Genomic DNA, 23,501 nt, shown 5'->3' with positions numbered 1-23,501 from the left:
ATGAGTAAACGAAGAATTAAAAAAGTAGCAATTATTGGATCTGGAATCATGGGAAGCGGTATCGCTTGTCATTTCGCCAATATTGGTGTCGATGTTTTATTATTAGACATTGTCCCTAGAGAACTTAACGACAAAGAAAGAGCTAAAGGTTTAACTTTAGAAGACAAAGAGGTTCGAAACCGATTAGTAAACGATGCCTTAACAGCATCGTTAAAATCGAAGCCCTCTCCTATTTATAGTCCAGCATTTGCAAGTCGCATTACTACAGGAAACTTAGAAGACGATATCGCTAAAGTATCTGACGTAGATTGGATTATGGAAGTGGTCGTTGAACGCCTTGATATTAAACAACAAGTTTTTGAAAAGCTTGAAAAATACCGTAAACCAGGAACTTTAATTACATCGAATACTTCTGGTATTCCTATTAAGTTTATGAGTGAAGGTCGTAGTGACGATTTCCAGAAACATTTCTGTGGCACACACTTCTTCAATCCTGCACGATATTTAAAATTGTTCGAAATCATACCTGGTCCAAAAACAGACCAAGCGGTATTAGATTTCTTAAATGATTATGGTGAAAAATTCTTAGGTAAAACGTCTGTTATTGCTAAAGATACTCCTGCATTCATTGGAAACCGTATTGGGATTTTCAGCATTCAAAGTTTATTTCACACGGTTAAGGATTTAGATTTAACTATTGAAGAAGTTGATAAATTATCTGGTCCTGTTATTGGTCGTCCAAAATCTGCAACCTTCCGTACAGTAGATGTTGTTGGTTTAGATACTTTAGTACACGTTGCCAATGGTATTAGAGAAAATTGCCCAAAAGACGAACGTTTAGAGTTATTTGAATTACCAGATTTCATCAATACCATGATGGAAAACAAATGGTTAGGAAGTAAAACAGGACAAGGATTTTATAAAAAAGTCAAAAAAGAAGATGGTTCTTCAGAAATTTTATCTTTAGACCTCAACACTTTAGAATATCGTGCGTCTAAAAAAGCAAAATTTGCCACTTTAGAACTTACGAAAACGATTGATAAAGTTGTGGATCGTTTTAAAGTATTAGTTAAAGGAAAAGATAAAGCAGGAGAATTCTACAGAAAGAGTTTCGCAGCCTTGTTTGCCTATGTATCCAATAGAATTCCTGAAATCACAGACGATTTATATAAAATAGATGATGCCATGAAAGCTGGTTTTGGTTGGGAACATGGTCCTTTCCAAATTTGGGATGCTATCGGAGTTGAAAAAGGAATCGAAATTATGAAAGCAGAAGGTTTAGAACCTAATGCTTGGGTAAATGAGATGCTCGCTTCTGGAAACACATCTTTTTATACCGTAAAAGATGGAGCGACTTATGCTTATGATATTCCTAAAAAATCACAAGAAAAAATTCCGGGTCAAGATAGTTTCATCATCCTAGATAATATCAGAAAAACAAACGAAGTGTTTAAAAACTCTGGCGTTGTCATTGAGGATTTAGGTGATGGAATTCTTAACTGTGAATTCCAATCTAAAATGAACACTATTGGAGGTGATGTGCTCGCAGGATTAAATAAAGCCATCGACTTAGCCGAAAAAGATTTTGCCGGATTAGTTGTTGGTAATCAAGCCGCAAACTTCTCTGTTGGTGCAAACATCGGTATGATTTTTATGATGGCTGCAGAACAAGAGTATGACGAGCTTAACATGGCTATCAAATACTTCCAAGATACGATGATGCGTATGCGTTATTCTTCAATCCCAACGATTTCTGCGCCTCACGGCATGGCTTTAGGCGGTGGATGTGAATTATCATTACACGCAGATAAAGTAGTAGCCGCAGCAGAAACTTACATGGGACTTGTAGAGTTTGGTGTTGGTGTTATTCCTGGTGGTGGTGGTTCTAAAGAAATGGCTTTAAGAGCATCAGATCTTTTCCATAAAGGCGATGTGCAATTAAATATTTTACAAGAATATTTCTTAACCATTGGTATGGCAAAAGTATCGACGTCTGCATATGAAGCTTTCGATTTGGGATTACTTCAAAAAGGAAAAGATGTTGTGGTCGTTAATAAAGACCGTCAAATAGCAGTCGCTAAACAGCATGCTAAATTAATGGCAGATTCTGGTTATACGCAACCTGTAAAACGAAATGATGTTTTAGTTCTTGGTAAACAAGCCTTAGGTATGTTTATGGTAGGAACAGATTCTATGGAAGACTCTAATTACATTTCTGAACACGACATGAAAATCGCCAACAAATTAGCTTACGTTATGGCTGGTGGTGATTTATCTGAACCAACACGTGTAACAGAACAATATTTATTGGATTTAGAGCGTGAAGCTTTCTTAAGTTTATGTACAGAACGTAAAACTTTAGAACGTATTCAGCACATGTTAACCAAAGGAAAACCGTTACGTAATTAAAAATTACTAAGCGCTTAGCCTTTAGCCTTTAGCTATTGGCAATGATAATGTATAATTTTTAGACGCTAATAGCCAAAAGCTAATAGCCAAAAGCATAAAATATGAAAACAGCATATATAGTAAAAGCATATAGAACCGCAGTTGGTAAAGCACCAAAAGGCGTGTTCCGTTTTAAAAGAACAGATGAATTGGCAGCAGAAACCATCAAATATATGATGAAGGAATTGCCAGGTTTAGACCCAAAGCGTATTGACGATGTTATTGTTGGTAACGCAATGCCAGAAGGTTCTCAAGGATTAAATATGGCACGTTTAATCTCTTTAATGGGATTAGAGATTGTGGATGTTCCTGGTGTCACTGTCAATCGTTTTTGCTCTTCTGGAGTAGAAACTATTGGTATGGCAACGGCGAAAATACAAGCCGGAATGGCAGATTGTATTATTGCTGGTGGAGCAGAAAGCATGAGTGCAGTGCCTATGACAGGTTTTAAGCCAGAATTGAATTACGACGCCATCGTAAAAGCAGGTCATGAAGATTATTATTGGGGCATGGGAAATACGGCTGAAGCGGTTGCAAAACAATTCAACGTATCTCGTGAAGACCAAGATGAATTCGCCTACAATTCACACATGAAAGCTTTAAGAGCGCAAGCTGAAAATCGTTTTCAAGATCAAATTGTTCCTATTGAAGTGGAACAAACGTACATTGATGAAAACGGAAAGAAAGCTACAAAATCGTACACTGTAACTAAAGATGAAGGACCTCGTGCAGGAACTAGCAAAGAAGCTTTAGCAAAACTTAGAGCAGTATTTGCTGCTGGTGGAAGTGTTACAGCTGGTAACTCGTCACAAATGAGTGACGGAGCGGCTTTCGTCATGGTGATGAGTGAAGATATGGTGAAGGAATTAGGACTAGAGCCTATTGCAAGAATGGTAAACTATGCTGCAGCAGGTGTTGAGCCTCGTATTATGGGTATCGGACCAGTAAAAGCTATTCCAAAAGCCTTAAAACAAGCAGGTTTAAAACAAGACGATTTATCTTTAATTGAGTTAAATGAAGCGTTTGCTTCACAATCTTTAGCGGTAATTAGAGAGTTAGGTCTTAATCCAGATATTATTAACGTCAACGGTGGAGCCATTGCATTGGGTCACCCATTAGGATGTACTGGAGCAAAATTATCGGTACAGTTATTTGATGAAATGCGTAAGCAAAATATGCAAGGTAAATATGGTGCTGTAACGATGTGTGTTGGTACAGGTCAAGGTGCTTGTGGGATATTTGAGTTTCTTAATTAAAAGGGAAAAGAGAGCATAGAACAAAGAGAAAAGACTGATGCGTCCTAAACAGAGACATAATTATAAGAATTTAAAAATTTGGAAACTCGGTTTAGAGATCACCAATGATATCTCTGACTTATTATTAAATTTTCCGAAGCACGAAAGATTCGATTTAAGTTCTCAGATTAGTAGATGTTCGGTTTCAATGCCAAGTAATATTGCTGAAGGTTCTGCTAGAACAGATAAATCCTTTAGTCATTTTTTAGACATCTCTTTAGGTTCTTCTTTCGAATTAGGAACGCAGCTTTTAGTAGCAAAACATAGAAATTATATAAACGAAAACAATTTAAAAATACTTGAAGAAAAAATAGAAGAATTCCAAAGAATGACAATGGAGTTTCAAAATAGTCTCAGTTAAAGTCTATTCTCTTTTATCTATTTTCTCTTTTCTTAAAACAAAAAAAATGGCAGATACAGAAAAAGACATCCTACGTGGAGGTCAGTTCTTGGTAAAAGAAACAAATTGTGACGATGTGTTTACTCCTGAAGATTTTTCAGAAGAACAAACCATGATGAAGGAATCCGTAATGGAATTTAATGATCGTGAAATCATTCCTCATAAAGCACGTTTTGAAGCTAAAGATTATGCATTAACTGAAGAGGTGATGCGTAAAGCTGGTGACATGGGCTTTTTAAGTGTTGCTGTTCCTGAAGCTTATGGCGGAATGGGAATGGGTTTTGTTTCTACGGTATTAACTTGTGATTATATCTCTAGTGGAACAGGTTCTTTTAGTACTGCTTTTGGTGCACATACAGGAATTGGCACTATGCCAATCACCTTATATGGTACAGAAGAACAAAAGCAAAAATACGTTCCTAAATTAGCAACTGGTGAGTGGTTTGGTGCTTATTGTTTAACAGAACCAGGTGCAGGATCTGATGCCAACTCTGGTAAAACAACGGCTACACTTTCAGAAGACGGTAAGTCTTATAAAATTAACGGTCAAAAAATGTGGATTTCAAATGCAGGTTTCTGTAGTTTGATGATTGTGTTTGCGCGTATTGAAGATGATAAAAACATTACAGGTTTCATCGTTGAGTATGATGGTGAAAATCCTAACGGTATTGTGCTCGGTGAAGAAGAACATAAATTAGGTATTCGTGCCTCTTCTACCCGTCAAGTATTTTTTAGTGATACTGTAGTACCTGTTGAAAATATGTTAGCGGGTCGTGGTGAAGGATTCAAAATTGCCATGAACGCGCTTAATGTTGGTCGTATTAAATTAGCTGCGGCTTGTTTAGATTCTCAGCGTCGTATTTTAACGACTGCTGTAAATTACGCTCAAGAACGTAAACAATTTAAAACTCCTATTGCAGACTTTGGAGCTATTAAAGTAAAGTTAGCTGAAATGGCTGCTAGTGCTTATGCTGGTGAATCTGCAACCTATAGAGCTGCTAAAAATATTGAAGATAGAATTGCTATGCGCGAAGCTGCAGGTAATTCGCATCAAGAAGCAGAACTAAAAGGGGTTGAAGAATACGCTATCGAATGTTCTATCTTAAAAGTGGCTGTATCAGAAGATGTACAAAATGCTGCAGATGAAGGTATCCAAATTTTTGGTGGTATGGGATTCTCTGAAGAAACTCCAATGGAGTCGGCTTGGAGAGATGCTCGTATTGCTCGTATTTACGAAGGCACTAACGAAATCAACAGAATGTTAGCTGTTGGTATGTTAGTAAAGAAGGCGATGAAAGGTCATGTTGATTTATTAGGACCTGCTTCTAAAGTACAAGAAGAATTAATGGGAATTCCTTCTTTTGAAACTCCAGATTATTCTGAATTATTTTCAGAAGAAAAGCAAATGATTGCAAAACTTAAGAAAACATTCTTAATGGTTGCTGGTGGAGCTGTTCAAAAATTTGGACCGCAACTAGAAGAACATCAACAATTGTTAATTGCTGCTGCAGATATCTTAATTGAAATCTATATGGCAGAATCGGCAATTTTAAGAACAGAGAAAAACGTAAAACGTACTAGTGAAGCAGAACAATCTGCACAAATCGCGATGGCGAAATTATATTTATATCACGCTGTAGATATCGTTGAAGAAAAAGGAAAAGAAAGTATTATTTCTTTTGCTGAAGGAGACGAACAACGTATGTTATTAATGGGACTTAAGCGTTTCACAAAATATGCAAACTATCCAGATATCGTAGATTTACGTATTGAGATCGCAGAAAAAGTAAAAGCAGAGAATAAGTACTGCTTTTAAAAATTTAGGTTAAGTTGAATGGTTAAAAGCCAACACTTCCGATTCATGATTTTCGGTTGTGTTGGCTTTTTTAATTTAGTTACTCTTTCTAATTTCTTCTAATCCTTCAAAAATTGAAGCTGCTATTTGCTTTTGACGATCCGCATTCATCAAAACCTTATGATCCTCTTCATTCGTAATAAATCCGAGTTCTAAAAATACACCAGGACTATTGATATGTCTGAAAATATACATAGGCACTGTTTTAAGTCCGCGATTGGTTGAAAAGAATTCCATCTGGTTTTCTAATAAAATTTTGCCAAAAGCATAAGATTTATCCTTAAACTCGTCTTTGTCGTTGTAGTAAGCCTCTACTCCATTAGTCAATGGATTTGAATGCGCATTGGCATGTAAACTTACAACTAGGTCTGCATTTTGCGCATTAATAAAATCAACACGTTCTTGTAATGTAAAAAATGTATCCTCAGTTCTTGTGGTAATAATTCTGATATTATCACTACTCAAAAGAGATAACTGATTAGAAATATTTAAAACAATATTTTTCTCATCTAAATTACCAGAATCATGTCCTCCATGACCTGCATCTATAACAACTACGAGCGGTTCTTTTAAGTCTTTGTAAGAACTTAATACAAAGATGCCTGCAAGAAGTAAGCTGACAGATATAATGTTTAAAGTTCGTTTGAATACTGATGATTTTGATTGATGTAACATAATGATTCGATTTTTGATGTGAATGAAATTAAATCCGCTAGTTAGAGGAACGCGGTATTCCTTTTGTCCCAAGTTTATTATAGTATTTGAATAATTCTCAATATCAATCCCTGATGAGACGGACTTTTCATCTGCTCTAAATTCGTGATTCTGCAAAGTGGATTTTTTGTACAACCAAATAAATGGATTAAACCAAAAGATGCAACTGAGCAATTCTAAAAGAATGATATCTACAGAATGTAATTCTTCACTATGGACGGTTTCATGAGCAATAATGCTTTCGTAATCCTCTCTAGACAGCGTGTGCTCTTTAGGAATAAACATATAATTAAAAAAACTAGACACCATATCAGAGTCTGCACTCTTTATCACTTTAAGTTTTCCGTTGTATTCATATTCGTTTCTTGTCAATCCATAAATCTTAAATAAATTCTTTAAAAATCGGAACAGAAAAAACAATGTTATAATAATGTAGACATAGAAAAAAGGACTTTTTTGAGAGTGGTCGACCTGCTGAGCCTCGTCAAAAGTTACGTCTTCTATAGGCTGAGTTTCCACTACCGAAGCAGTAAATTTCTCTAAAGGTATTTCAGTAATACTCGGTACAGCCTTAAAGAGTTCAATTTCCATAAATGGTGCAACTAGACACAAAAGAAGAGAACCTATTAAGAAAAAGCGATTAAACTGAAATGTCTTTTGCTTTCTGAGTAACAAAACATAAACCGCATAAGAACAGCCTAAACTAATAATGGTATAAATAAAATAACTAATCATTGGCTTTCTTTTGATCCATTTTTTGCTTTAACAACGCTTGAAGTTCTTCTAATTCTTGCATCGATAAATCGGCATTTTTAGCAAAAAACGAAGCAAATTGGGCTTTAGAATCGTTGAAGAAATGCTGAATCATGCCATTAACTTGTTTCGTGAAATAATCATTCTTTTTAAGAATTGGAAAATATTGTTTGTCTCTACCCAAACGTTCAAAACCTATATAATCCTTATCTGTCATACGTTTCAATAAAGTCGAAATCGTTGTATACGCTGGTCTTGGTTCCGGAAATTTTTCTACAATGTCTTTCATAAATCCTTTTTCAAGCATCCATAAATACTTCATTATTTGAAGCTCAGATTTATTTAGTTGTTTTATATCCACAATTATAGTTTTGATACTACAAATGTAGTAATAAAATTTAATTATCCAAATTCAGTTTAAAAAAATATATCTTTAGTGCTGTTGTAAAACAGCATTAATTCACCTTAAATCAATCATTCTATGAAATATGTAATCATCTTCTTATTAATATTTGCAACATCTCATGCACAGCTTACAAAACCATTAGAGCCCAAACTAGAAAACATTAAATGGATTGCTGGCATATGGCATGGTGAAGCTTTTGGTGGCATTACTGAAGAAATCTGGAGCGAACCATCAGGTGGTTCTATGATGGCAACATTTAAATTAATTAACGACGAAAAAGTCACTTTCTACGAAATTGAAGTCATAAGAGAAATCGAAAATTCATTAATCCTTCAACTAAAACATTTCGGTTCAGATCTTAAAGGTTGGGAAACCAAAGACGAAACAGTAGACTTTCCTTTAATAGCAATTACAGAAAATAAAGTTATTTTTGAGGGCATGTCCTTTGAAAAAATTTCAGATAATGAAATGAATATCTATGTTGATATCGAAGACAAAGGAAAAACCGAAACCGTAAAATTTAATTACAAAAAATAACCCATGAAAAAAGCCACCTACCTCCTACTTCTCTTAGTCTTAGTTTTCAATTGTAAAAATGAAACGTCTAAAAAAGCAGAACAACCTCCTATAAAAGAAGCACCTCAAAACATAGCATCAACTAAAATTGAAAAGCAATTACGAGAAGTTTACAAATCTAGAGATAACATTATTATAGACGCTGTAGCAAACGATTCTGCTTGGGCAAAAAGTACATGGTATGCTTTAGACCAAGTATGGTTAGGCGATTCACTTACCAAAGAAGATTATTCGGGACGTTTTAAATTGAGTTGGTCAGATGATGCACTTTATATTTTAGCTGAAATAAAAGACGATACGTTAATTGATAACATTGCAGATCCTTTAGTAAAATGGTGGGATGATGACTGTTTAGAAATTTTTGTAGATGAAGATAATAGTGGTGGTGAACATCAATATAATCACAATGCCTTTGCCTATCATATTGCTTTAGATGGTAATGTGGTTGATATGTCTACTGAAAAAACAGGAAAACTGTACAATTCACATATAGAATCAAAAAATAAAACCTTAGGAAACACAACTATTTGGGAAGTAAAAATGTCATTATATGATGATTCTTACAACGATAAAGGCTCTAATACACCTGTAAATTTAAGCGTTAACAAAAAAATAGGCTTTGCCATTGCCTACTGTGACAATGACAAAAGCCTAGAACGTGAAAATTTTATTGGTTCTATTCCTGTAGAAGGTGAAGATAAGAACAGAGGTTGGATCGATGCTAATATCTTTGGTACCATCATATTAAAAGAATAAATAATTTAACCTAAGGTATCTCTAACTTTTTCTTCGGCAGTCGTAACATTCGATAGGTTAATTGCTGTTTCAATTAATGCTAAATGTGAGTACGCTTGCGGAAAATTACCGAGTAAGCGTTTCGTTTTAAAATCGATATCCTCACTGAATAAGCCTAAGTGATTACTGTAAGATAATAGTTTTTCAAATTGTTCGGTGGCTTTTTGCTCCTCTCCTATTTTGTATAAACTATTAATAAACCAAAACGTGCAAATAGTAAATGAAGATGATGGTAACCCAAAATCATCTTTCGTTTTATAGCGGTACAAAAGTCCTTCGTAACATAAATCGCGTTCAATAGCTTTTACGGTACTCACAAATTTAGGATGTTTAGCATCAATAAACCCATAAGATTCCATAAGCAACACTGAAGCATCCAAATCTTCAGAATTGTAGGCTTGTGTAAACGCTTGGGCTTTTTCATTCCAAGCATTTTCCATAATATCTGTTCGTATCTCTTCTTCTAAAACCTCCCAACGTTGAAGTTTAGATGTTTTACCTAAGAGTTTAGCTACCTTTACGGCTTTATCTACAGCAGTCCAGCATAACACTTTAGAAAATGTAAAGTGCTGATCTCCTTCTCTAAATTCCCAAATACCCTTATCTGGTTCTCTCCAGTGTTTACTCACAACCCAAACAATGCCTTTAGTCATGGTCCAAAGTTCTTCGCCATTGTCTATATCATTGCTAAAATTTACAAGTAACTGATGAATCACATCCATTAGAATACCATAAATATCATTCTGCTTTTGCATGTAAGCTGCGTTTCCAACTCTAACAGGACTCGAGTCTTTATAGCCAGATAAATGATCTAAAGATACCTCGGTTAATTTCTTTTCTCCACTAATGCCATACATAATTTGTAGTTTTTCATCCTTATCTGGCATCAAATCAATAATGAACTTTAAATAACGTCTAGCAATATTTTTATGGCCCAATTGTGACATTACTTTTATGACCATAGAAGCATCTCTAATCCAGCAAAAACGGTAATCCCAATTTCTAACTTCCCCAATAGTTTCTGGCAACGATGTGGTTGCAGCAGCTAAAACGGCTCCTGTTTTATCATAACTCAACAACTTTAATGTCATTGCGCTACGCGATATTTGTTCATTAAATTTCTTATACGTTGGTGTACGCTCTAACCAGTTTAACCAATATACTTTAGTACGTTCGTACTCTAAACTTGCGTATTTTAAATTGGGTATGAACAATTTTTCATTGTAACCCACTAAGAAAAAATGATCCGATTCTAAAGCTATTGTTTCGCCATTAATTACAGCATTTTTATCTAAATCTGTATATAAAAACAAGGTATCATAAGTATCTTCATTATTAAGACTTACAATAAAATCATCTTTTACATAAGTGGAAGTGACTCCTTTGGCATATTCTAATTTAGGATCATAAGCTACTTTTAATTCTGGTTGCCCCGAAACATATTTAAGATATCTAATAAATTCTGGGGGTGAATGGTAATTACCATTTGGTTTATGATACCTAGGCATAAAGTCTATGACCTCAAAAACATCATTACCTTTACTAAAACGTGTAATTAATATCGCTGTATTTTCTTGATAAAATTGATTTGTAATGTAACCTTCGTCAACAATAAAGCCAAAGCTACCTCCTATGTCATCATCTAATAACTTTGCAAATACAGATGCGGAATCAAACTTTGGTAAACAACACCAATCAATGGATGCATTTTTGGATACTAAAGCGGCACTTCTACAATTTCCTATAATTCCGTAATCTAAATTATTCATTAATTTCTTTATTTAAAATGATGATAAAAATTCTAATTTCTTTAAATTAACGAAAATATTGAAACCCATCCAAAATATTAGCATGAATAAAACAATAATTGTATCAAACCGATTACCACTTCAAATCTCAATAGAAGACGACAAACTCAACGTAACTCCTAGTGTTGGTGGACTTGCAACAGGAATGAAGTCTGTACATGCAGACGGAAATGGCGTTTGGGTTGGTTGGTCCGGAATTACAGATGAAGATTTAAACGACAGCTTAAAATCTAAAGTTAATGCTAAAGTTAAAGACGCCAAATGTAGAAGTGTAGGTCTTACTGAAGCTGATGTTGAAGATTTTTATTTAGGATTTAGCAATCGTACGCTTTGGCCTTTATTTCATTATTTTTTAGAATATACTGAGTTTGAAAAATCACAATGGGAAGCTTATAAACGTGTGAACGAAAAATTTGCTAAAGTTGTATTAGACACCATTGAAGAAGGTGATACCGTTTGGGTTCATGATTATCAATTATTACTTTTACCTCAGCTTATAAAAGAAGCACGGCCAGATGTAACCGTAGGTTTCTTTCTGCATATTCCATTTCCTTCTTATGAGATATTTAGAACATTTCCTTGGCGTGAAGAACTTTTAACAGGAATGCTTGGTGCAGATCTCATTGGTTTTCACACTTATGATTACGAACGCCATTTCTTAAGTTCCGTAAAACGAATTTTGCGTCTAGATGTTAATTTTAATGAAATTACCTATCACGATCGCATTGTTAAGGTAGATTCTTTTCCTATGGGAATAGATTACGATAAATTTTACAATGCTGCTCTTGTACACGACGACCCAAAAACCAAAAAATCGGAACTTCAAAAACGCCTAGACACGCACTTAAATGAAGCTCATGATCAAAAATTTATCCTTACAATTGATCGGTTAGATTACACGAAAGGAATTCCAAACCGGTTACGTGCATTTGAGCATTTTCTAAACACCTATCCGCAATATAAAGAAAAAGTAAGATTAGTAATGCTTGCCGTGCCTTCGCGTTCTAATGTGCCACAATATAAAAAGCTAAAACGTGAAACCGACGAATTGGTTGGTCGTATTAATGGTGAATTTTCTACAGTAAGCTGGACACCAATTTGGTATTTTTACAGATCGCTGCCATTTGAAAATCTTATTGATTTGTATACCTCTTCTGATGTGGCTTTAATCACTCCGGTTAGAGACGGTATGAATTTAGTTGCCAAAGAATATGTGGCTACCCGGACAAAACAAGATGGTGTCCTTATTCTAAGTGAAATGGCTGGTGCAGCTAAAGAAATGAACGAAGCTATTCTTATTAATCCTAACAGTTTTGAAGATTTTTCTACAGCATTAAATAAAGCGTTAACAATGCCTTTAGAGGAACAAAACAGCAGAATGAAAATTTTGCAAAAACGTTTAAAACGTTATGATGTAGAAAAATGGGCTGGCGAATTTTTCAAAACCTTGGATTCAACTAAAGAGCTCAAAGATGTGAGTGTTTCAAAAAAGTTAAATGAAGAGGAGGAAAACCTAATTATTGAACGTTTTAAAAACGCCAAAAACAGACTAATACTTTTAGATTATGATGGTACCTTAGTTGGCTTTAAAAATAATCCACAAGATGCCAAACCAGATGAAGAATTATACAGACTTTTAGATCAATTTGAAGAAAAAAAGGATGTTAGACTTTGTTTAATTAGCGGAAGAGATAAAGCGACGTTTCAACAATGGCATGGAGAAAAGGACTATGACCTTATTACCGATCATGGAGTTTGGATGCGGGAACAAAAAAAATGGACTCCGTTAGAAATTCTTAAAACAGAATGGATGTCTAATATTAAACCTATACTCGAAACTTTTGTAGATAGAACACCAGGAACGTTTATTGAAGAAAAAGAATATTCTTTAGCTTGGCATTACAGAACTGCGGATCCTGAATTAGCACAAATACGCACCATGGAACTCAGCACCGTTTTAACAAGTATGATCGCCAATAATGAATTATCTGTTTTACAAGGCAATAAGGTTATAGAAATAAAAAGTAGTAACGTTAATAAAGGTAGAGCAACAACCCAACTATTAATGAAAGATGATTATGATTTTGTCTTAATTATGGGTGATGACTGGACCGACGAATATATGTTTGAAGCCGCACCAGAATCTGCCGTGACTATAAAAGTTGGTTACGTAAAAACAAAAGCTAAGTATCAAATTAAAGGCCCAAATGAAGTGAGGGAATTACTCAAGAAAATTATTTAAGATGCATAAAATTTTAGTAATAGTCACCCTAGTTTTTACAATTAGTGTATCTGCTCAAACCGACCAAAAAATCTACGATATAATCGATGCCGTATCAGAGGACAATTTACGCGATAATGTAAAAACCCTAGCTAATTTTGGCACAAGACACACCTTGAGTGACACGCTATCTAAAACTAGAGGTATTGGTGCGGCGCGTCGTTGGATAAAATCTGAATTCGAAACCATATCAAAAAGTTGTGACAATTGTCTCGATGTTTTTTACCAGAAAGATTTGGTAAAAAAAGGAGAAAACCAGCGTATTATTAAAGATGTGATGGTTGTTAATGTGGTTGCTATTCAACGTGGTACAAAATATCCAAATCGTTTTATTATAATGAGTGGTGACATTGATTCTAGAGTTTCAGACCCAAACGACTTTACATCTGATGCACCTGGAGCTAATGACAATGCTACAGGTATGGCAGGTGCCATTGAAGCTGCTAGAGTGTTATCGCAATACCAATTTGAAAATAGCATTATCTACGTAGGATTGTCTGGAGAAGAACAAGGTTTGTTTGGCGGACTAGGTTTATCAAAATATGCTCAAGAAAAGAATTGGGAAATTATAGGTGTTTTAAATAATGACATGATTGGAAATATCGCTGGAGTTGACGGTGTGATTGACAATAGAACCTTTAGGATTTTTTCAGAACCTATTACTACTGCTGAAACCAATCCAGAGAAATTAGCAAACCAAGCGAGAGCTAGACGGTTTTACGGTGGAGAAGTTGATGGAACATCTCGTCAGTTAGCACGTTATGTACACAAAACGACAAAAACTTACATGCCAGAAATGAATCCGATGTTAGTGTATCGTTTAGACCGTTTTGGTCGTGGAGGTCATCATAGACCTTTTAACGATGCTGGTTTTCCTGGTCTAAGAATAATGGAAGCTCATGAAAATTACACACAACAACATCAAGATATTCGTACAGAAAACGGAATTAATTATGGAGATACTTTTGAGCATGTTAACTTTGCATATTGCAAAAAACTAACCGCAGTCAATGCAATAACTTTAGCAAGCCTCGCTTCTTCTCCTCCATCACCAACCGAAGTTAGTATTGGTGGCATTGTTGAAGCCTCAGTAAAACTAAGATGGTCTAAAGTTGAAGGAGCCAAAGGATATAAAATCTATTGGAGAAATACCACATCGCCAGCTTGGGATTACAGCCGTTACGTAGAAGATAGTACTGAGTTTACTTTAGAAGGTATCGTAATTGATAATTTCTTTTTTGGGGTGGCAGCTGTAGGTGCAGATGGCCATGAAAGCGTGGTTGTTTTTCCGAATAAAATTTTAAGATAAAAGCCCAATTAGATGAGTTAAACACTGAGCTAATTGTTACAAAAAGGAACCATGAAAAATAAAACAATTACATCCCTACTGCCAGAATTATTTTTAATCTGTTCTATTATTTACTATTGGACTTTAACCTCTAACCTTTTTAACCCCATTGCTATAGCGTTATTAGCTATTCATATGTATCAAATATTCAGTAAAAAAATGATTTTAGGATTACTAATTTCTACTGTAGTTATAATATTGTCCTTATTTATGGTATTAGCATTAGTTTCTGAGTTAGCTAAATTTAGTGTTGTTAATCAAAGTTATTATAACCTTCTTCTTTTTGGCTCCTTGTATCTAGGACTAACACTGCTACTGGCAGGATTGATGTTCTTTAAATATTTAAAACTACAAATGAAATGAAATTTAAATACGCATGTCTTATCACTGTCATTCTTTCAACGTTTTCTGTAAAAGCACAATTACTTCAAGATAAAGAAAATTTCACACATCAAGATACTCTAAGAGGAAGCATAACGCCAGAACGCGAATGGTGGGATTTAACCTATTATCATTTAGATATTGAGGTCAAACCTGAAGACAAATTTATTTCAGGAAAAAACACAATACACTATAAAGTTTTAAAACCACATCAGGTGATGCAAATTGATTTGCAAGAGCCCATGGAAATAACAAAGGTTCTTCAAGATGGAAAAGAATTAGAAGTGAAACAGGAAGGCAATGCACATTTCGTAACATTGATTAATGAACAACATAATGGAGATATAAATTCAATAGAGATTTACTACAAAGGTCATCCAAGAGAAGCCAAACGCGCTCCTTGGGATGGTGGATTTTCGTGGAAGAAAGACCAAAACAACAATGATTTTATAGCCACCTCTTGTCAAGGTTTAGGTGCTAGTGTGTGGTGGCCAAACAAAGACCATATGTATGACGAAGTAGATAGTATGCTGATTAGTGTTACCAATCCTAAAGGTCTAACCAATGTGTCTAACGGTCGCCTTAGAAAACTGGTTGAAAATGATAATAACACAGTGACTTCGCATTGGTTCGTTAACAACCCTATTAACAATTATGGAGTCAATGTAAATATTGGAGACTATGTCAATTTCTCTGAAGTTTTTAAAGGCGAAAAAGGGGATTTAGATATGGATTATTGGGTACTTAAAGATAATCTAGAAATAGCAAAAAAACATTTTAAAGATGCGCCTAAAATGATGAAAGCATTTGAACACTGGTTTGGTCCTTATCCATTTTATGAAGACAGTTTTAAATTGGTTGAAGTGCCTTATTTAGGCATGGAGCACCAAAGCTCTGTAACTTATGGAAACCAATATAAGCAAGGCTATTTAGGACGTGATTTATCGGGTACAGGTTGGGGTTTAAAATTTGATTTCATCATTATCCACGAAGCAGGTCATGAATGGTTTGCGAATAATATTACCAATAAGGATATTGCAGATATGTGGATTCATGAAGCCTTTACCTCCTACTCTGAAAATCTATTTTTAGATTACTACTACGGTAAGGAGGCTTCTGCTGATTATGTGATAGGCACACGCGCTAATATTCAAAACGACAAACCTTTAATTGGCACTTACAATGTAAATAATGAAGGCTCTAGCGATATGTATTATAAAGGAGCTAATATGCTGCACACACTACGTCAACTCATTGAAGATGATGAAAAATGGAGGCAAATACTGAGAGGTTTAAATTCCGAATTTTATCACCAAACGGTGACTACCAAACAGATTGAAGATTATTTAAGTGAGCACTCAGGTATTGATTTAACTGCGTTTTTTAATCAATATTTGAGAACATCTAAAATTCCAACTTTAAAATATGCTATTCAAGCTGGTGTATTAAGATACCGTTGGATTAATAGTGTTGAAGGTTTTGATATGCCTATAAAAGTTAAAACAGGTCGACGTTCTGAATGGTTATATCCTACCGACGAATGGAAAGATAAAAGTATAAAGGTTGACGAGATTGTAATCGATCGCAATTTTTACATAGAAACAAAAACATATAAATCTTAGCACCATTAATCTCTGATGAGAAAAGGAATTATCTATTGCACGCTACTTTTACTTTTAACCTCCTTCGTGGTTAGAAATGATAATAATTTCAATTTATTAGTTAAAAATAAACTTGAAAATTATACAAAAACCAAATGGCCCGAAAAAATTTATGTACAAACTGACAAACTCAATTATACCCTTAATGATAGTATTTGGTTTGCTGCCTACCTGGTCAATGGGGTAACACATTTAAAAAGCACCAGAAGTAACGTTTTATATGTAGAACTTATTAATAATAAAGATAGTATTGTTGATAAAAAAAAATTACATGTAACTGATCTCAGTACAAAAGGTGATTTTACAATTAAGGAGAACTGGAGCAGCGGAAAATATATATTGCGAGCTTACACCAATTATATGCGTAATGAAAACCCTAACTATTTTTTCCAAAAAAAAATAAATATTTGGTCACCAGATCAATTAGAGTCATTTAATATTTTAGAAAATAACCAAGCGATAAACGAGACGTTAATCTCAGAAAAACCAGAACTGAACTTTTATCCTGAAGGTGGACACTTAGTAGATAATGTTGCAAGTAAAGTTGCCGTTAAAATTGAAAATACGATTTCTAGTGATACCGAAATTTCTGGCTATATTACAGATAACGAAGCTAATATTGTTACCAATTTTAAAATAATAGATATAGGATTAGGTTTATTCTCTCTAAAGCCTATTCCGAATAAAAATTATGTTGCAAATTTAGAATTAAATGGTATTAAGTACAGCTATCCGCTGCCTAAAGCCTTACCCAAAGGCTATAATTTAAATGCGATTTATAAATCAAACAATTTACTTGTCGATATAAATTCTACTACTGAGACAGGGCTCTCCGGAGCTTACATAATGATTCATCAACGTGGTAAAATACTTTATGAGAAACTACTTTCAGAAACTAAAAACAGTTATGCTCTTAGAATATCAGCAAATGATATCCCAGATGGTGTAGCACATTTAACATTATTTAATGCTGACGGCAACCCTGTATGTGAACGTTTAGTTTTTATTGAGAATAAAAAAAACCAAGGACACATTAAAATCAAAAACGATACAGACATTGTTGGTACTAAAGAGAAAGTAACCTTTTTATTAAACACCGAAGGTTTAGATAAATCGTTTCTTTCTAGTCAGTTATCACTGAGTGTTAGACATGTTAATACGCTATCGAAGAATGGATCGCCAGAAAACATAAAAACGTGGCTATTACTAAACTCAGACCTAAGAGGTGAAATTAAAAACCCAAGCTCTTATTTTTTAGAATCAAATGATAACAAACGACAATACCTTTTGGATTTGGTAATGTTAACAAATGGCTGGAGACGTTTTACATGGCAAAATCTCCTTTACAAAGACGAAAAGGTAAATGAGTACGCAATAGAAAAAGGTATTATCATTTCTGGAAACACCAAGTTATTAGAAAAACCATATACTTTAAAACCGGCATATACGTCGTTAACTTTTTTAAGTAATGGTATCAATGTACAACCTGCTCAAAAGTCGGGCGTCGATGGAAAATTTAGTTTTGGGCCATTTGAATTTTATGATTCTATACCTATAATAATTCAATCGCGACTAAACGATTTTAAATCTAAGGATCCAAATAATAGAGCACTACAAATTTCAGTAGATGACGACATTGCGAGTCCTGATGTACCAAAACTCAAAAGTATGCCATTACTTAAAAACGATGCTACTAATTATTTAAAAATGACTGAGTATATTAGCGATGTTAATTTTCAATATAACCCCAACAGTCATAATTTAGACGAGGTTCTTGTTATTGGGAATAAAAAAGAAGTAAAAGATGAAAGAGACAATGAAATGGACGAAAGATCTCAATTTGGCTTTCCAAGTTTTAGGCTAGATGTAGAATCTGATGCAACTTTGAGCGGTCAAAGTATACAACTATTATTATCACAACTTCCTGGACTAACATTTGATGGAACGGATTTTTCCTCTAGAGGAGGCTCTGTAAATCCTAAATTTATTGTGGATGATGTCGAAGTAGACATTGAGGACATACTCTACTTAACGGTTGATCAGGTGTCTTTCATTGACTTTTATAAAGGAGCTAATGCGGCAATCTATTCAAATTCTAGTAACGGTGTTATTGTTGTTTATACCAAAATCGGAAGCGCTAAAGTGTCTAAAAACACAAAGCGAAAACCGGGCATAATTAACTTTAGTGCAAAAGGATTCTATACTGCTAAGGAATTTTATTCGCCGAATTACAGTAACGAAATGGATAAAAACTTCAATGCTGATGTGCGAACAACCTTATATTGGAACCCAAACATCAGAATTACAGATCAAAATACTGTTGAAGAGATTTCATTTTTTACCGGTGATATAAAAGGAGATTATAGTATTGAGATTGAAGGCATTTCTGAGTCTGGAATACCACTTTACCAAACAAGTACATTCTCAGTAGAATAATTTTTAATTGGTATGAATTTAAAAAGCACAAAAACGGCAACATTAAAATTACCCGAATTATATTTTAAAACAGATTCGGAATGGAGAGCATGGCTATACGACAACCATGATTCTATAAATGGTGTTTATCTTATATTTTATAAAGTAGAGCATAAAAACGATTCTATGCGATGGGAAGAAGCTGTAAAAGTGGCTCTTTGTTTTGGTTGGATAGACTCTACGGTAAAAAGTTTAGGAAATGGAAAACGGCGACAATATTTTTGCCCAAGAAAACCTAAGAGTGTTTGGAGTGCGGTAAACAAAAAATATATTATAGAATTACATAAAGAAAATTTAATCCAGAAAAGCGGTCTTAATTCTATAAAAATAGCTAAAGATAATGGCAGTTGGACAGCATTAGATGATGTAGAAAACGGAATTATTCCTAACCATCTTCAACAAGCTTTTGATGCCAATGAAAATGCTCTTAAGAACTACCTCAACTTTGCTCCTAGCTATAGAAAAAGCTATTTGTATTGGTTAAATCAAGCAAAAAGAGAAACTACACAACAAAAAAGAATCGCAGAGATAATTAAACTCTGCGATGCTAATATTAAAAGTCGTGATGTTCGGTAGATTACAAACCACTAATATAACTTCCATAAGGATCTTTAAATTGCATACCTTCAGAATAACTATACTTGCTTAACTTATTAAATTGTGTTAATCCCCAGAGAATAAATTCCTTCTCAAAATAAACATCTCTTGAATCAATTTCTGGTTGATAATCTGCAATTAAAGCATCTAAAGGAGTGACCTCATCTAGTTTTGCTTTGTAAGCTTTATCGTCATATTCATTTAACAATTCAAAACCGTCTCCATTGAAAAACCAAGAGATTAAATCATCATATGGAGTTTCATCTCCTTGTTTCTCTAACTTCTCCACTTTAGGGAAGTATTTAGGAAATAACGTTTTCACTGCGGCTTCCATTAACGCATTAGCTACAAAATCGGCACCTTCTTGTTCTCCTTCATATACCAACTCTACTTTCCCTGTAATTGCAGGAATCACTCCTGTAAAATCAGACAATCGGACTGCCGTTGCATCATCTCCTGCAATTAAAGCTCGCCGTTCTGCTGTGCTTAGTAAATTCTCAAAAGCTGTAATACTCATACGCGCACTTACCCCACTTTTCACATCTACATATTCACTTTCTCTAGCCTCAAAACTAATTTGTTCTAGTAAATCTTTTGCCAATTCCGGAACGTAAACAGATTCTGATTGCCTTGAATCTAACTTCGCTTCTTGTGCTGTAATGGTTCTTGCCGTTTCTACATCTTCAGGGTAATGTGTTAAAATCTGAGAACCAATTCTATCTTTTAACGGAGTTACAATACTTCCTCTATTGGTGTAGTCTTCAGGATTTGCCGTAAACACAAATTGCATATCTAAAGGTAAACGCAATTTAAAACCTCTAATTTGAATATCTCCTTCCTGCAAAATATTAAATAAGGCGACTTGAATTCGCGCTTGTAAATCTGGTAATTCGTTAATCACAAAAATACAACGATTGGCTCTTGGAATCATGCCAAAATGAATCACACGATCATCGGCATAGCTCAATTTTAAATTGGCTGCTTTTATCGGATCCACATCACCAATAATATCGGCAACGGTAACATCGGGTGTGGCTAATTTTTCTGCAAAACGATCGTTTCTGTGTAACCAAGTTATTGATGTATCGTCACCTTTTTCTTTAATTAATTCAATTGCAAATCTAGAAATGGGAGCTAAAGGATCGTCATTAATCTCTGAACCGCCAACAACTGGAATATATTCATCTAAAAGATTCACCATCATCCTAGCCAAACGTGTTTTTGCTTGCCCTCGTAATCCTAATAAATTAATATTATGTCGCGACAAAATAGCCCTTTCCAATTCTGGAATCACCGTATTTTCATAACCATGAATCCCTTCAAACGTGGTTTTCTTGTTCTTTATATTTTCAATGAGATTATCTCTCAATTCATCTTTAATAGATTTTGATTGGTAACCTGCTTTTTTTAATTCTCCGAGTGTTTTTATGTCTTTCATTTTATAGCTTTTGGCAATTAGCATTTAGCTATTAGCGAGCTCGTTTGAGCTAAAGGCTAATACCTAAGAGCTAAAAGCTGTTTTTATCCTTTAATTCTCTTCTTTCTGTTATTCTCGTAATCTTCAAAAATCATTTCACCTAAACCTTTCAGCCCTGTGTAGAATGCTTTTCCTCTATTGGCTTGTGTAAATTCCCTAATAAACTGCATTAAATAGGGATCTTGAGCAATCATAAACGTGGTTATAGGAATATGTAAACGTCTAGCTTGCTGAGCCATGGCGTAGCATTTATTGGTGATAAATGGATCTAAACCATTACTGTTTTTGTAATATTGTCCATCTGGCATACGCAAACAACTAGGTTTACCATCGGTTATCATAAAAATCTGCTTGTTAGTATTTCGTTTTCTGCGTAACATATCCATTGCTAATTGTAATCCAGCAACCGTATTAGTGTGATATGGCCCTACTTTTAAATAGGGTAATTCTTTGATTTTAATAGGCCAAGCATCATTTCCAAATACTAATATTTCTAACGTATCTTTTGGGTAGCGAGTGGTAATTAATTCCGCTAGTGCCATTGCTACTTTCTTCGCTGGAGTAATCCGATCTTCTCCATAAAGAATCATACTATGACTAATATCAATCATTAGAACGGTACTCATTTGGCTTTTATGAAGGGTTTCTTCAACTACCAAATCATCTTCAGTTAAACTAAAATTACCAATGCCATTATTGATCTGAGCATTTTTTAAACTCTCTGTCATAGAGACTTTATCTAACCCATCACCAAATTGATAGGCTCTTAAATCCCCCGTATGTTCGTCTCCTAAACCAACACCTTTACTCTTATGATTACCAGAACCACTGCGTTTTATCTTTCCGAAAATTTGATCTAAGGCTTGCTGACGAATGGCACGTTCGGTCTTTGCAGTAATCGTTATACCTCCTTCACCCGTTCCATTAGGATCAATTTCTTCTCTGATGTAACCTTTGTTCTTAAGGTCTTCAATAAAATCATCGATGGTATACTCTGGCGTCGTTAACTTATATTCTTTATCGAGACTACGTAACCAATCAATAGCTTCATCAAAGTCTCCTGAGGTATGTGTAATGAGCTCCTTAAAAATTTCAAAAAGTTTTTCAAAAGGTGACTGATTCGGAGCTTCGTAGGTTTTAAAGACAAAACCCGATTTCTTCGTTTGTTCTTTCATGTGTTTCTCTTTAGTGTTATTCAACTGACACATACAGTTCGCTATTATTCTAAACCTTTATATGATAAAATTTTTAAAACGTTCTTATCATAGCCGTATAAAAATAATACTTTTCCAACTCCTATTAAGAAGTATTAACACCACTTTTAGAAATTAGTAATCGCTTTTTACTGTTATAATACGGAAAAACGGACGCTTTTTGAAGCCGATATAAAGGTCAATGGACTATAACCTATTTGCAGCAAACACATTGAATAGCAAAAAAAAATGAGGCTTACTATAAATCCACGCGACTTATAAGGCCTCAATATATTTAATATCGAAAGATAAGCTTGTAGCCTGAAGAGTAATACTATCAGCAGGCTTTATAGCTTTACTCAATACGCTTTAAGCTTTCTAAATCTAAAATCTTTATTTGTTTACCCGTGGTAGAAATATAACCTTCTTTTTTAAATTGAGATAAAATCCTAATGGCAGATTCTGTTGCAGTTCCTACAAGGTTTGCATAATCTTCTCTAGATAATGTTACTCCTAAAAATCCCTTGTCATCATTATCGAAGGTTGTATTTAAATAGACTAATACATCAGCTAAACGTTGCTTTACGGATTTTTGAGCCATATCTACAATGACATTATCTGCAATTCTAAGTTCTTTTGCCATATCTTGTAGCATATCTAAAGAAAAATTTGCGTTTTTAGATAGATCATTTAGAATTTCACTTTTAGGAATAAAACAAACTTCCATTTCATTTACGGCTATAGCTGTAAGATTAGATTTTTCATCTGTAACTAATGAACGCTGCCCTAATAAATCACCTCTCACAACAAGTTTAACAATCTGATCTTTGCCATTGGCACTCAACTTCGTTAACTTACAGACTCCTTCCTTAATGCAGAAAACCCCATTAATACTTTCACCTTCTCTAAATAACACTTCGCCTTTCTGAATAAATTTAGAGGTCTTACAACCAGAAATACGAATTAAATCATTTTTCTCTAAAGATTTCAAAGCATTAAATTGCCTAACTATACATTGTTCGCATTTCATAATTCCTA

Annotated in this window: 18 protein-coding genes; 12 read left to right on the top strand and 6 right to left on the bottom strand. The window is 34.4% G+C overall.

Annotated elements, in window-relative coordinates:
- The 4 genes from HM986_RS07390 to HM986_RS07375 all read left to right on the top strand — a co-directional run bounded on the left by HM986_RS07390 (position 1) and on the right by HM986_RS07375 (position 5,959).
- Entirely contained in the window at positions 1–2,409 is a 2,409-nt protein-coding gene (locus HM986_RS07390) for a 3-hydroxyacyl-CoA dehydrogenase/enoyl-CoA hydratase family protein (protein WP_179334455.1), read from the top strand.
- Positions 2,410–2,510: 101 nt separating this feature from the next.
- On the top strand, positions 2,511–3,704 hold the full coding sequence (locus tag HM986_RS07385; protein ID WP_179334454.1) for an acetyl-CoA C-acyltransferase: 1,194 nt from the start codon (positions 2,511–2,513) through the stop codon (positions 3,702–3,704).
- A 37-nt stretch (positions 3,705–3,741) separates the two neighbouring features.
- Positions 3,742–4,104, top strand: coding sequence for a four helix bundle protein (locus HM986_RS07380; RefSeq protein ID WP_179334453.1), 363 nt, complete (start codon positions 3,742–3,744; stop codon positions 4,102–4,104).
- Between the two features lie 46 nt (positions 4,105–4,150).
- A complete protein-coding gene (locus HM986_RS07375) occupies positions 4,151–5,959 on the top strand; it encodes an acyl-CoA dehydrogenase family protein (protein ID WP_179334452.1) in 1,809 nt (602 codons plus the stop codon).
- Positions 5,960–6,034: 75 nt separating this feature from the next.
- On the opposite strand, the gene HM986_RS07370 is transcribed toward HM986_RS07375, so the two are convergent.
- Together HM986_RS07370 and HM986_RS07365 are read right to left on the bottom strand one after the other, a co-directional pair.
- On the bottom strand, positions 6,035–7,447 hold the full coding sequence (locus HM986_RS07370) for an N-acetylmuramoyl-L-alanine amidase (RefSeq protein ID WP_179334451.1): 1,413 nt from the start codon (positions 7,445–7,447) through the stop codon (positions 6,035–6,037).
- Positions 7,440–7,826, bottom strand: a complete 387-nt coding sequence (locus HM986_RS07365) for a BlaI/MecI/CopY family transcriptional regulator (protein ID WP_020896819.1) — start codon at positions 7,824–7,826, stop codon at positions 7,440–7,442. Before HM986_RS07365 ends, HM986_RS07370 begins: the two co-directional genes overlap by 8 nt.
- Before the next feature lie 120 nt (positions 7,827–7,946).
- On the opposite strand from HM986_RS07365, the gene HM986_RS07360 reads away from it, so the two are divergent.
- Positions 7,947–8,408, top strand: a complete 462-nt coding sequence (locus tag HM986_RS07360) for a DUF6265 family protein (RefSeq protein ID WP_179334450.1) — start codon at positions 7,947–7,949, stop codon at positions 8,406–8,408.
- Positions 8,409–8,411: 3 nt separating this feature from the next.
- Positions 8,412–9,203, top strand: coding sequence for a sugar-binding protein (locus tag HM986_RS07355; protein WP_179334449.1), 792 nt, complete (start codon positions 8,412–8,414; stop codon positions 9,201–9,203).
- A 5-nt stretch (positions 9,204–9,208) separates the two neighbouring features.
- Here HM986_RS07355 and HM986_RS07350 read toward each other — a convergent pair whose 3' ends face one another.
- Entirely contained in the window at positions 9,209–11,011 is a 1,803-nt protein-coding gene (locus HM986_RS07350; RefSeq protein ID WP_179334448.1) for a glycoside hydrolase family 15 protein, read from the bottom strand.
- Positions 11,012–11,093: 82 nt separating this feature from the next.
- Here HM986_RS07350 and HM986_RS07345 point away from each other — a divergent pair, with 82 nt between their 5' ends.
- Genes HM986_RS07345 through HM986_RS07320 form a run of 6 tightly spaced genes read left to right on the top strand, consistent with a single transcriptional unit; the run spans position 11,094 to position 19,772 of the window.
- A complete protein-coding gene (locus HM986_RS07345) occupies positions 11,094–13,292 on the top strand; it encodes a bifunctional alpha,alpha-trehalose-phosphate synthase (UDP-forming)/trehalose-phosphatase (protein ID WP_179334447.1) in 2,199 nt (732 codons plus the stop codon).
- 1 nt (position 13,293) lies between these two features.
- Positions 13,294–14,640 (top strand): M28 family peptidase, encoded by a 1,347-nt coding sequence (locus tag HM986_RS07340; RefSeq protein WP_179334446.1) that lies wholly within the window; start codon positions 13,294–13,296, stop codon positions 14,638–14,640.
- 51 nt (positions 14,641–14,691) lie between these two features.
- On the top strand, positions 14,692–15,042 hold the full coding sequence (locus HM986_RS07335) for a hypothetical protein (protein ID WP_179334445.1): 351 nt from the start codon (positions 14,692–14,694) through the stop codon (positions 15,040–15,042).
- Complete coding sequence (locus tag HM986_RS07330; protein WP_179334444.1) at positions 15,039–16,682, top strand: M1 family metallopeptidase; 1,644 nt, start codon at positions 15,039–15,041, stop codon at positions 16,680–16,682. The genes HM986_RS07335 and HM986_RS07330 overlap by 4 nt, the downstream gene beginning before the upstream one ends.
- Before the next feature lie 15 nt (positions 16,683–16,697).
- The gene (locus tag HM986_RS07325) at positions 16,698–19,157 is read left to right on the top strand and encodes a TonB-dependent receptor (RefSeq protein WP_179334443.1); all 2,460 of its coding nucleotides are present in this window, start codon (positions 16,698–16,700) and stop codon (positions 19,155–19,157) included.
- 12 nt (positions 19,158–19,169) lie between these two features.
- On the top strand, positions 19,170–19,772 hold the full coding sequence (locus HM986_RS07320) for a YdeI/OmpD-associated family protein (RefSeq protein ID WP_179334442.1): 603 nt from the start codon (positions 19,170–19,172) through the stop codon (positions 19,770–19,772).
- 1 nt (position 19,773) lies between these two features.
- On the opposite strand, the gene HM986_RS07315 is transcribed toward HM986_RS07320, so the two are convergent.
- From HM986_RS07315 to HM986_RS07305, 3 genes are all read right to left on the bottom strand, one after another.
- The gene (locus tag HM986_RS07315; RefSeq protein WP_246288475.1) at positions 19,774–21,231 is read right to left on the bottom strand and encodes a MoxR family ATPase; all 1,458 of its coding nucleotides are present in this window, start codon (positions 21,229–21,231) and stop codon (positions 19,774–19,776) included.
- An 83-nt stretch (positions 21,232–21,314) separates the two neighbouring features.
- Positions 21,315–22,445 (bottom strand): vWA domain-containing protein, encoded by a 1,131-nt coding sequence (locus HM986_RS07310; protein ID WP_179334440.1) that lies wholly within the window; start codon positions 22,443–22,445, stop codon positions 21,315–21,317.
- A gap of 373 nt (positions 22,446–22,818) precedes the next feature.
- Positions 22,819–23,496 carry a Crp/Fnr family transcriptional regulator gene (locus HM986_RS07305; RefSeq protein ID WP_179334708.1) on the bottom strand — a complete coding sequence of 226 codons (678 nt, stop codon included), beginning with the start codon at positions 23,494–23,496 and terminating at the stop codon, positions 22,819–22,821.
- Between the last annotated feature and the right edge of the window lie 5 nt (positions 23,497–23,501).

This window comes from Winogradskyella costae, from assembly GCF_013403865.1.
In the GTDB taxonomy this organism is placed as follows: domain Bacteria; phylum Bacteroidota; class Bacteroidia; order Flavobacteriales; family Flavobacteriaceae; genus Winogradskyella; species Winogradskyella costae.
This window is presented reverse-complemented; position numbering and strand designations above follow the sequence as displayed.

Bases quoted from the DNA above. Each gene is read 5' to 3' on its own strand.
- HM986_RS07390 (WP_179334455.1), top strand. From the start codon at position 1: ATGAGTAAACGAAGAATTAAAAAAGTAGCAATTATTGGATCTGGAATC.
- HM986_RS07385 (WP_179334454.1), top strand. From the start codon at position 2,511: ATGAAAACAGCATATATAGTAAAAGCATATAGAACCGCAGTTGGTAAA.
- HM986_RS07380 (WP_179334453.1), top strand. From the start codon at position 3,742: ATGCGTCCTAAACAGAGACATAATTATAAGAATTTAAAAATTTGGAAA.
- HM986_RS07375 (WP_179334452.1), top strand. From the start codon at position 4,151: ATGGCAGATACAGAAAAAGACATCCTACGTGGAGGTCAGTTCTTGGTA.
- HM986_RS07370 (WP_179334451.1), bottom strand. From the start codon at position 7,447: ATGATTAGTTATTTTATTTATACCATTATTAGTTTAGGCTGTTCTTAT.
- HM986_RS07360 (WP_179334450.1), top strand. From the start codon at position 7,947: ATGAAATATGTAATCATCTTCTTATTAATATTTGCAACATCTCATGCA.
- HM986_RS07355 (WP_179334449.1), top strand. From the start codon at position 8,412: ATGAAAAAAGCCACCTACCTCCTACTTCTCTTAGTCTTAGTTTTCAAT.
- HM986_RS07350 (WP_179334448.1), bottom strand. From the start codon at position 11,011: ATGAATAATTTAGATTACGGAATTATAGGAAATTGTAGAAGTGCCGCT.
- HM986_RS07345 (WP_179334447.1), top strand. From the start codon at position 11,094: ATGAATAAAACAATAATTGTATCAAACCGATTACCACTTCAAATCTCA.
- HM986_RS07340 (WP_179334446.1), top strand. From the start codon at position 13,294: ATGCATAAAATTTTAGTAATAGTCACCCTAGTTTTTACAATTAGTGTA.
- HM986_RS07335 (WP_179334445.1), top strand. From the start codon at position 14,692: ATGAAAAATAAAACAATTACATCCCTACTGCCAGAATTATTTTTAATC.
- HM986_RS07330 (WP_179334444.1), top strand. From the start codon at position 15,039: ATGAAATTTAAATACGCATGTCTTATCACTGTCATTCTTTCAACGTTT.
- HM986_RS07325 (WP_179334443.1), top strand. From the start codon at position 16,698: ATGAGAAAAGGAATTATCTATTGCACGCTACTTTTACTTTTAACCTCC.
- HM986_RS07320 (WP_179334442.1), top strand. From the start codon at position 19,170: ATGAATTTAAAAAGCACAAAAACGGCAACATTAAAATTACCCGAATTA.
- HM986_RS07315 (WP_246288475.1), bottom strand. From the start codon at position 21,231: ATGAAAGACATAAAAACACTCGGAGAATTAAAAAAAGCAGGTTACCAA.
- HM986_RS07310 (WP_179334440.1), bottom strand. From the start codon at position 22,445: ATGAAAGAACAAACGAAGAAATCGGGTTTTGTCTTTAAAACCTACGAA.